This is a genomic window from uncultured Brachyspira sp. (assembly GCF_934747485.1).
Taxonomy (GTDB): Bacteria; Spirochaetota; Brachyspiria; order Brachyspirales; family Brachyspiraceae; genus Brachyspira.
This window is the reverse complement of the sequence record NZ_CAKVGN010000092.1, coordinates 1-9,676: the sequence shown is the minus strand read 5'-3', so window position 1 is coordinate 9,676 and position 9,676 is coordinate 1. Positions and strand designations below refer to the sequence as shown.

Below are 9,676 nucleotides of genomic sequence, written 5' to 3'. Positions count from 1 at the left end.
AATTATGATACACCTATGCTATACTTTAAGAAATTAAGGAATTCCTAACTGCAATATGTCTGGCTCCTGTGCATATTTTTATTTTTAACTATATTAATGATAATATTGTATTATTAAATAACTTGTAAAATATTGTAAAAAACAAATAAAGTTTTTTTTATTTTATATATCAAAACACTTGTATATTGAACAAAATGAATATATAATACAAATAAAATTTAATAGAAGAGTGGAAATTTTATGGAAAAAGAACTTATTTATTCTGTAGAAGATGATGATAATATAAGAGACCTAATAAAATACACTGTAGAAGAAGCAGGCTTTAATATAGAATGTTTTGCTAACGGCAAAGAAATGCTTGAAGCTTTGAAAAATAATATACCTAGCTTAATACTTTTGGATATTATGCTCCCAGATATGGAAGGTACTGATATATTAAAAATAATTAGAACGGATTATGCTCACTTACCTATAAAAGTAATAATGCTTACTGCAAAATCTAGTGAGATTAATATAGTTACTGGGCTTAATTTGGGTGCTGATGATTATATACCAAAGCCTTTTTCTGTATTAGAACTTATAGCAAGAATTAAAGCTAATTTGAGAAAAAAAGATGTAAGAATAGATACAGAAGAATTGACTTTTGGAGAGATTAAACTAATAGTAAAAAAAAGAGTTGTATATGTTAATGACAGGCAGGTTTCTCTCACGCAAAAAGAGTTTGACCTATTAAAGCTGCTTATGGAAAATGCTAATAATGTTGTAGACAGAGAAATGATGCTTGAAGAAGTTTGGGGCGTGGAGCATTCTATGGAAACAAGAACTATAGATATGCATATTAAATCTATTAGGCAAAAATTAGATTTAAAAAAGGAAAATATTATTACTATTAGAGGAATTGGTTATAAATTAATAGAAATATAATTTACTTTTTATGATTAGAAACATATTTTTAAAATCATTATTCATTCTTATATTATCAAGTGCTTTAATGTTTATAGGAATTCTTTTTACAGTGCAATACAATAATATTATGTACAGCAGAGTAATGATTGTTAATATTATAGATATGCTTCAAAGGGAAATAAGCATATATGATATTAAAACAGAAGAAGATTTTAGAAACTTTGTATTACAATCAGATAAAGAGGAATTAAGAATAAGTATAATATCTACAAACGGTATAGTTATTGCAGATACTTTAAGCGACACAGCAAAAACAACTCTCGGAAATCATAATAACAGAAGCGATGTTATAGAAGCCTTGCACAACACAAATAATGAGCCGTCTTTTTCAATAAGCACTTCTATTAGTCAAAAAACCCCCTATATATATGCTTCAAAAAAAATTAAATCTGATGACTATGTTGATTACATATTAAGAGTATCTATCCCAATGGACTCTATTAATAAATATTTAACTACATTTTTATTTACAGCTGTTATGGTGATAACTATTGTTGTAATATTAATGGCTTTTGTGCTACCTATAATGTCAAGAAATATTATGAATCCTTTTTATATCATTAAAGAAACACTTGACAATATATATAATAACCGCTCACTTACCCCAAAAAACCTTACAGGGTTTAATGATATTAACAATATAATTTATGATATTAATGAAGTTGCTGTTGATTTAAATAACAACATAATAGCCTATCAAACAGAAAAAGAAAAACTTAATTATGTATTAGAAAATATTGCTCAAGGAATTATTGCAGTTAATAAAAAGAAGGAAATATTTTTTATTAATCAATTTGCTATAGATTTTTTGGATATTGGAGAGAGAACTGTTAATAATTTAAATGAAATAATAAAAGATGAAAATGTAATAAAAAAGATAGACAATGCAATAGAATTATCAAGGTTCTCAAAGTTTGACTCAAAAGAACATAATATGGATATAGAAATCACAATTATACCTATACGAAATAATGAAAATATATCTGCTTTAATAAAATTTGAAGATGTTACAGATATTAGAAAATTAGAAATAGAAAAACAGGATTTTTTTATCAATGCCTCTCATGAATTAAAAACGCCTTTAACTTCTATATTGGGTTATTCTGAACTTTTACTTGCTACCGGAGGAGGAAAAAAATTAAATGATTTTGTAAATAGAATAAATACAGAAGCATTGAGAATGAAAGAGTTAGTTATGGATATGCTTACATTGAGCAGAATAGAGGCTAATTGGCAAGAGACTATAGATGAGAAAATGGATATAAAAGAAATAATACTTAATGTTTATGATAGTAATAAATTAAAAGCACAAAAAAGAGATATTACAATAGACTTAAATATAGAATCTGCATTCATAATGGCTAATAAAGAAAAAATAACAGAAGTTGTTAATAATCTTGTGGATAATGCTATAAAATATACAGATGACGGCGGAAACGTAAAAATTATTCTAAGCACCGATAAAGATAAAGCAATTTTTACAGTAAAAGATACTGGCTGCGGAATAGCCCCGCAGTATTTAAACAGAATATTTGAAAGATTCTTTAGGGTAAAAAACAACAAATACCTTAAAGTCAATGGAACGGGGCTTGGGCTAACAATAGTAAAAAATATATGCAATAATTATAACGCTGACATACATGTAAAAAGTGAAGAAAATGTAGGCACAGAAATAAGTGTTGTATTTACATTGTATGATGAAGAAAAAACTATAAAGAAAGCTATTTAATTTTATTTAAGCATAATTGTCTAAAAGCTTCATAAGAAACTATGGCAGCGGTATTTGATACATTTATAGAGCGTATATCATCACTCATAGGCAAATACACAGAGTTAGCAGCATCATTTTCCCATATAGATTCTCTTAAACCAGTGCTTTCCCTTCCAAACAAAAGTATATCATCATCACTATAATTAAACTCATCATAACGAATAGCACCAAACTTTGATATAGGCACTATTCTTTTGTTATTTTCTTTGCAATATTCTAAGAAGGTATGTTCATTTTCATGTTTTATTAGGTTTAACTTTTCCCAATAATCAAGCCCTGCCCTTCTAATCTCTTTTGCACTTAATATAAATGATGGTTTGGATACTATATGAAGTGATATATTTAACCCTACACAAAGTCTTCCAATATTACCAGTATTAGATGGAATCTCCGGTCTATATAATGCTATCGACACATTAAAATTTTCATTGCTTATATTAATTTTATCTTTCATATTTGTATACTAAAAAACTTTAAGTTTATCAAAAACGTTTTTTTATTTTAATTTGCCCCGCACCCCACTTCTTTTACTACCGAAGGAAGTGCCCATGTGGTATTGATATAAAAGAAGCAAAACAACTTCAATTTTTAAGTTATTTTTAGACTTTACAGCATATTTAATACATAACAATATTTTATTTCACAAAAATTATAATTTATATTTATAAAAAACTAACAAAATATATTTTTAAATCAAAAAAGGAAACTTTAACTAACCTCCCCTTAATAATTTTATATTAAACTTTTACTCTGCTTGCTTAATAAAAACTCCTTTAATGATTGTATCTACATTATTTTCTTTAACAGTATAAATTACATTTGCTGCAGAAGAAAATGTCGTATCATTATTATTTATCTCTTCAAAAGTCATATCAAGTAAATGTTCTTTCGATGCTATAGTACCATTATTATCATATATTTTATTATTAACCATTTTTAACTTTTAATATTAAAACTGAAGAAAAACTAAAGGTTTTATCTGCTTTTCCAAAATAGAAATCCATAGCCCCATCTTCTTTTATTATAATATAAGAACCTGAAAAATTAATATCACTTACATTTGGAGTTTCATCAACATTCCAAATACCTGCATAAGTTTTGTCTATTCCTATAATATTTTCTTCTATTGTATCTTTCAAACTTTTACAGCTTATAGCAAATAAAGATATTAATAACAAAAATGTAATTAATAATCTTTTTAACATATTTAAACTCCATTTTGAATTGCTTTATATTAATTATAAATGTACTTTTTGTCAATAGAATTAAAATTGTAAAATTATTATAAAATATTTAAAAAAGTTTTGAAACAAGTATAATATATTGAACTATAAAATTAATAACAATATTCAAAAAACTAAAAATTGAAAAAATATAATCATTTCAGTATAGATAAAAAAAGGAGCTTCTTTACAAAGCCCCTTTAATTATATTCTAATTAATTATCATTTACTGTTTTTTCGTTATTACTCTCTTCGCCCTTAGCTACAATAGCAGGCTTTTCCTCTTCTGCTTCTTCTTTTTTAGGCTCAACAACCCTAAGTGAATTAAGAAGAGTATAAGCAACAGCAACATTCTCCTCTCCAGATTCTGCCATCACCCTAAATGACATAAGCGAAGAATATCTGCTTCTGCCATAAGAATATTTAAATCCTATCTCTACAGCAGCACCGGCATCTATTATAACAACTTCACTGTCAAGAACAATAGCAGCTAAAGCCTGAGACAAATCAGTCTTAATAGTAACATTATTAAGTCTTCTTGAAGTTCTATTAACTATAGTAAGTACCCCAGTTCTATTTCTCTCATCAAGCTTCACAGTAACATTAAATGGGTTTTCAGAATATTTTTCTTCTATTCTTGAAACTATAGAAGCATTAATATTAGCCCATTCTTTTATAGTATTAGGACCTCTAAACTTAGACCATAACATTCTTGATACATCATGGAAGAATATACCTCTTATTCTGCTGCTTCTGTTGAATTTAGCCTCAGACTCATATACTCTTCTCATATATTCAAGTTCAGGCCTCAAACTTCCATCTTGAAGTCTATTATCAATCATATTACCAACTAAAACATTATACTCGCCGGATAAATATCTAGGCCAAGCAGCAAGCATACCCACATGCTGAGGACGGCTAGCTTCATATATCATAACAGCATCATAGTCAATACCTGCATCAAAGAACATATAAGGGTCTTGTCCATGTTCCTGCCCATGATTCCATCCCAAAGTGAAAGCCCATAATTTTTTCTTTATTCCAGATTCTTTTATAGCCTTTATAATAAGTGATTCCTTATGAGCTCTATACCATCTCCATTTTAATCCTACTTCCTTTCTGCCTCTATTAACAGCAAGCCAACGCATACGAGCAGCCTTGTTCATAGTAGACCAATTGGCAGGAGTATAAACTCCAGTAAGCTCTACCATCTCATCAACCAACTCATAACCATCAACTTCCCCAGTTCTAATAAAGTCTAAACCAATATATGATATATTAGGATTAGCATCATATCTTTTTAATATGTCTATAATATCCTGCACCCTCTTAGGGTCTCCCAAAGAAATATGCCTGCTTTCTACCAAACTTTTAGTGCTGGAATTATAACCAATAGAAACTTCATATCCGCCCTTTCTATGTCCGCCTCCAGCAGCAAAATAACTCATAACATAAGCACCAAGCTCAACATTTCCCTTAGATTTTGAAGCAGCTAAATTCTCAACATTCTTAATCATAGCAGGTGCCCAAGGTTTTTCAGGTGTAATACCGCCAGTCCAACCAGTAGTTTGTCCCCCTATTACCCACAAAGTATCACATTTCATATAACGAACCCAATCGTATATGGCATTATAATCCTCTGTAAGTGCTCCTGTCTCTAAATTAGGAATTTTTTTAGTAGTTAAATCTATAGCATATTCTAATGTAGTTATCTTTTTAGTCTCTTTAGCAGGCGGAGATTGTCTTCCTTTTACAGTAAAATCTTTTGTATAACCGTAAACTCCACTTTTAGTTTGCACAAGCACAACCGCCTGATATTCTCCCAAATCACCGCCAAATGGATGCAAATAAGTTGCTTTATATTGAGCATTCTTTATTTTAAATACATTAATAGGATATCTGTCATCAACATTCTTTCTTACACTTTTATCTTTTTTATATCTTACATAAACACTTAAATTCTCTACTTTATCATCTGTATATATAGAAGCATTAATAACTACAGGTTCATATCTAAATACTGAAATTTTAGACAAATCTATAGAAACACGCGGAGCCTCTCTTTTTTTAGAGTTCACAATAGCTGTATCTATAGACTTGCTCAATTTATCTGAAGTTTTATCAGTAGTATTTCCAGAGAAAACCATAGCAGGAAGCACATTAGGATTCGGCATATCGCTGCTCATCTCCTCATCGCTTAATAATAATTCCTGACTGAAAAGTTCTATATCCTCTCTCACACTTATATCTTCATCAACATAAAAATCGTCCAAATCCACAGCCAAATTATATTCATCAAATATAGGTTTGCTGTGAACTAAAGTAAGAGAATCTGGATTATACATATCTATTCTATGCGTTTTTCTATTATTGTTATCTTCTTCTATCGCATATTGTAAATTACTATTATAATTAATGATTGTAAGCCTTTCTCCTATACCAAAAGTAAGAAGTATAAGAGAGGTTGCTATAAGTAAGAGTATTGTAGTTGCTATAATGCTTTTTTTCATATAAAGTGTTTTCCAATTATTATTTTATTTTAGCTGTTTTGTCTAGTGTGTTTTGTATATTTAGGGTGTTTGGCAATCTGCTTTTTTAAATGTGTAGAATCAACATGAGTATATATTTCTGTTGTAGTGATATCAGAATGCCCCAACATTCTTTGAACTGATCTTAAATCTGCACCATGCTGAATAAGGTGTGTGGCAAAACTATGTCTTAAAGTATGCGGATAAATATTCTTTTCTATACCGCTTTTTTTCATTGCTTCTTTCACTATCTTCCAAATACCTACCCTAGAAATTTTATCTCCTCTAAAGTTTAAAAACAACTCACTAGTCTTTTTACCCTTAACCATCACTACTCTGCTCGTTTGAATATATCTCTTTAAAATATCCAAAGCCTTTTCATTAATAGGAACTATTCTCTCTCTCTTACCCTTTCCGCAAATCTTTAAATACTTCTCATCAAAAAATATATCTTCTATTTTTAATGAACAAATTTCACTAACTCTAAGTCCGGAAGAATACATTAATTCAAATATAGCTTTATCTCTTAAACCCTTATCTGTTTTCTCATTATGCACAGACAATAAATCATCTACCTCTTCTGTAGTTAAAGACTCAGGCAACACTCTTTTTAAACGTATTACCTCTAAATTATCAGTAGGATTCTTAGAAATATAATTTTCCATTACTAAAAATTTATATAAATTAACTATGCTTACCTTGTTTCTTGCAACTGTCCTAGATTTTGAACCTTTATCCTTTCTTTCACTCAAGAACTTTTCTATATCTTTTCTGGTAGCTTTTAAAATTGTCTTTTTGTTTCTGCTTAGAAAATCCAAATATATTACTATGTCTCTTCTATAAGACTCTAGTGTATTTAATGATAACCCCTTCTCCATTGACTCGTAATTTAAATACATTGATAATATTTCTTGATCTGAAATTTGCTTCACTGACATTTAATATTGCCTCTTTCTTTAAGATATATATACATAATTTAGTAAACATAAAAATTTTATAATATTCTGTTCACTTGCATATATTATCGGTAATGTAAGCAATATATTTAAACATAATATATTGTTTATAATATTTTATTATGTTTAAATAATATTAAATATTTTTAAAATTAAATGTTATCTTTTTATTTTTTAAAAAAACAATATTGTAAAAAGTAATATTCAAATATTTTATTTATTTTTTTTTATTTGATGCAAAAAAAGTTAATAAAACATATATCTAAAATATATTGAATATGTTAAATTATATATATAAAAACGGAGGCTAATTTTATGGCAACTTTATTTGATATAATAGGACCTGTAATGATAGGACCTTCTAGTTCTCACACGGCAGGTGCTTGCCGTATAGGTAAACTAGCTAAAAAAATTTTAGGGGAAGATGTAAAAGAAGCCAAAATATATTTGCACGGCTCTTTTGCTCTCACTTGGAAAGGTCATGGCACAGATAAAGCTATTTTAGCTGGTCTTTTAGGGTTAGAAACTTATGATACTAAACTTAGAGATAGTTATAAACTAGCTGAAGAAAATAATCTTAAATATGAGTTTATACCTACTACATTAAGAGAAGCATTTCACCCTAATAGTGTTTATATAGAAGTAAAAGGCAAAAATAATGAGACGAATATTTTAGCTTCATCTATTGGCGGAGGACTTATAGTATTAGATAAAGTAAATGGCATAGAAGTGCATTATAAAGGAGACTTCCCTACTATAGCTATAGTTAATAAAGATGTACCGGGGATTATTGCTAAAGTTACTTCCATTATCTTTGAAAACGGAATTAACATAGAAAATATGAATGTTACTCCTCAATTTGAAGGACCTAATCAAGGATATGCTATTATAGTTATTGGTATGACTGATGTTATATCAAAAGAAATAGAAGAGAGAATTAGAAAAATAGAAAATATAAGAGATTTTGTATTTTTAGATAAATTATATTAATTTAATAATATATAAAAAAAGGAAAATAAATTATGGATATAAAATCTATTGAATCATTAGTTATTACTGCTACAGAAGAAAATAAAAAAATTAGTGATATAGTTATAGATATAGAAGCTAACAGTCAGAAAGTTGATAGGAATAAAATAATAGAGCAGATGTCTGGCTATTATGATATTATGAGAGAATCTGTAGTAAATGGTAAAAAAGAGAAATTTAATTTTGTAACAGGGCTTCAGGAGGATTGTGTTGAAATAGTAGAAAAATTTTATAAAAACAAAAAGAGTATATTAGGAGAGACTATAGGTGAAGTGGTTACAGCAGCTATGGCAGTTAGCGGTTATAATGCTTGTATGGGTAAGATTATAGCGGCACCAACAGCAGGAAGCTGCGGAATAATGCCTGCGGTGCTTACTGTATGCGAAAACAGAGGATATAAAAGAGAAGATATAGTGCATTCTATGTTTACAGCTGCGGGGCTTGCTGATATTATTGCCCAGCTTGCCACATTTGCAGGAGCGGGCGGAGGTTGTCAGGCTGAATGCGGCAGTGCTTCGGCTATGGCTGCTTGTGCTTCTGCTGAAATTATGGGAGGAACTCCTGAACAGTGTGCTCATGCTTTTGCTTTATCCCTATCTGCTATACTTGGGCTTGTTTGCGACCCTGTTGCTGGATTTGTTGAAGTGCCTTGTATGAGTAAAAATGTTTTGGGGGCTGTTCATGCTATAGTTTGTGCTGAGATGGCTTGTGCTGGGTTTAAAAGTGTTATTCCTGCTGATGAGGTTGTTATGGCTATGAAAGAAGTTGCTGACGGAATGGACGAAAGATTTAGAGAAACTTCTCAGGGCGGACTTGCTAACACTCCTACAGGACGTGCTATTGCTGAGAAGCTTTTAGGAAAAATTAATAAATAATTTGAAGATATTATAATTAATAAGGGCTTGCAATATTATTGTATGCCCTTTTATTTTTAACTTTTATAAAAAAATATGATTACAACTGAAAGACTCATAATAAGAAAATTTAACATCAATGACACAGAAGCATTATTTAGTATTCTATCAGACAAAGAAGTTAATAAATATCTTCCTTGGTTTCCTTTCACAAGCATAGAAGAAACTAAAAGCCATATGCAAAAATTTTATTTAGATACAAATGATAATAATAATTTTGGGGCTGTCCTAGATAACTAAAAAAGCTCCTTTTTTGCTAAATTATATATAATTTCCAATTGTTTTTCAA

10 protein-coding genes are annotated in these 9,676 nt (G+C 29.1%); 5 read left to right on the top strand and 5 right to left on the bottom strand.

The features are described from left to right. The first annotated feature begins 240 nt into the window (after positions 1 to 240). Positions 241 to 924 carry a response regulator transcription factor gene (locus Q0H31_RS12270; RefSeq protein WP_295298603.1) on the top strand — a complete coding sequence of 228 codons (684 nt, stop codon included), beginning with the start codon at positions 241 to 243 and terminating at the stop codon, positions 922 to 924. Positions 925 to 934: 10 nt separating this feature from the next. After that, positions 935 to 2,695 (top strand): HAMP domain-containing sensor histidine kinase, encoded by a 1,761-nt coding sequence (locus Q0H31_RS12265; protein ID WP_295298601.1) that lies wholly within the window; start codon positions 935 to 937, stop codon positions 2,693 to 2,695. On the opposite strand, the gene Q0H31_RS12260 is transcribed toward Q0H31_RS12265, so the two are convergent. The 5 genes from Q0H31_RS12260 to xerD form a co-directional block, all read right to left on the bottom strand. Next, entirely contained in the window at positions 2,688 to 3,191 is a 504-nt protein-coding gene (locus Q0H31_RS12260) for a tRNA (cytidine(34)-2'-O)-methyltransferase (RefSeq protein ID WP_295298599.1), read from the bottom strand. The genes Q0H31_RS12265 and Q0H31_RS12260 overlap by 8 nt on opposite strands. A 291-nt stretch (positions 3,192 to 3,482) precedes the next feature. Continuing rightward, positions 3,483 to 3,671: a hypothetical protein gene (locus Q0H31_RS12255; RefSeq protein ID WP_295298596.1), complete on the bottom strand. Its 189-nt coding sequence runs from the start codon at positions 3,669 to 3,671 to the stop codon at positions 3,483 to 3,485. Next, the gene (locus Q0H31_RS12250; protein ID WP_295298594.1) at positions 3,664 to 3,942 is read right to left on the bottom strand and encodes a hypothetical protein; all 279 of its coding nucleotides are present in this window, start codon (positions 3,940 to 3,942) and stop codon (positions 3,664 to 3,666) included. The genes Q0H31_RS12255 and Q0H31_RS12250 overlap by 8 nt, the downstream gene beginning before the upstream one ends. A 233-nt stretch (positions 3,943 to 4,175) precedes the next feature. After that, positions 4,176 to 6,470, bottom strand: coding sequence for a hypothetical protein (locus tag Q0H31_RS12245; RefSeq protein ID WP_295298592.1), 2,295 nt, complete (start codon positions 6,468 to 6,470; stop codon positions 4,176 to 4,178). Between the two features lie 29 nt (positions 6,471 to 6,499). Then, positions 6,500 to 7,426: a site-specific tyrosine recombinase XerD gene (gene xerD, locus Q0H31_RS12240; RefSeq protein WP_295298590.1), complete on the bottom strand. Its 927-nt coding sequence runs from the start codon at positions 7,424 to 7,426 to the stop codon at positions 6,500 to 6,502. A gap of 333 nt (positions 7,427 to 7,759) precedes the next feature. Between xerD and sdaAB the strand changes: the two genes are divergently transcribed. The 3 genes from sdaAB to Q0H31_RS12225 all read left to right on the top strand — a co-directional run bounded on the left by sdaAB (position 7,760) and on the right by Q0H31_RS12225 (position 9,627). Next, complete coding sequence (gene sdaAB, locus Q0H31_RS12235) at positions 7,760 to 8,434, top strand: L-serine ammonia-lyase, iron-sulfur-dependent subunit beta (RefSeq protein WP_295298587.1); 675 nt, start codon at positions 7,760 to 7,762, stop codon at positions 8,432 to 8,434. A 32-nt stretch (positions 8,435 to 8,466) separates the two neighbouring features. Further along, a complete protein-coding gene (sdaAA, locus tag Q0H31_RS12230) occupies positions 8,467 to 9,348 on the top strand; it encodes an L-serine ammonia-lyase, iron-sulfur-dependent, subunit alpha (RefSeq protein ID WP_295298585.1) in 882 nt (293 codons plus the stop codon). A 75-nt stretch (positions 9,349 to 9,423) separates the two neighbouring features. Further along, positions 9,424 to 9,627 (top strand): GNAT family N-acetyltransferase, encoded by a 204-nt coding sequence (locus tag Q0H31_RS12225; protein ID WP_295298583.1) that lies wholly within the window; start codon positions 9,424 to 9,426, stop codon positions 9,625 to 9,627. The last annotated feature ends 49 nt before the right edge of the window (positions 9,628 to 9,676 follow it).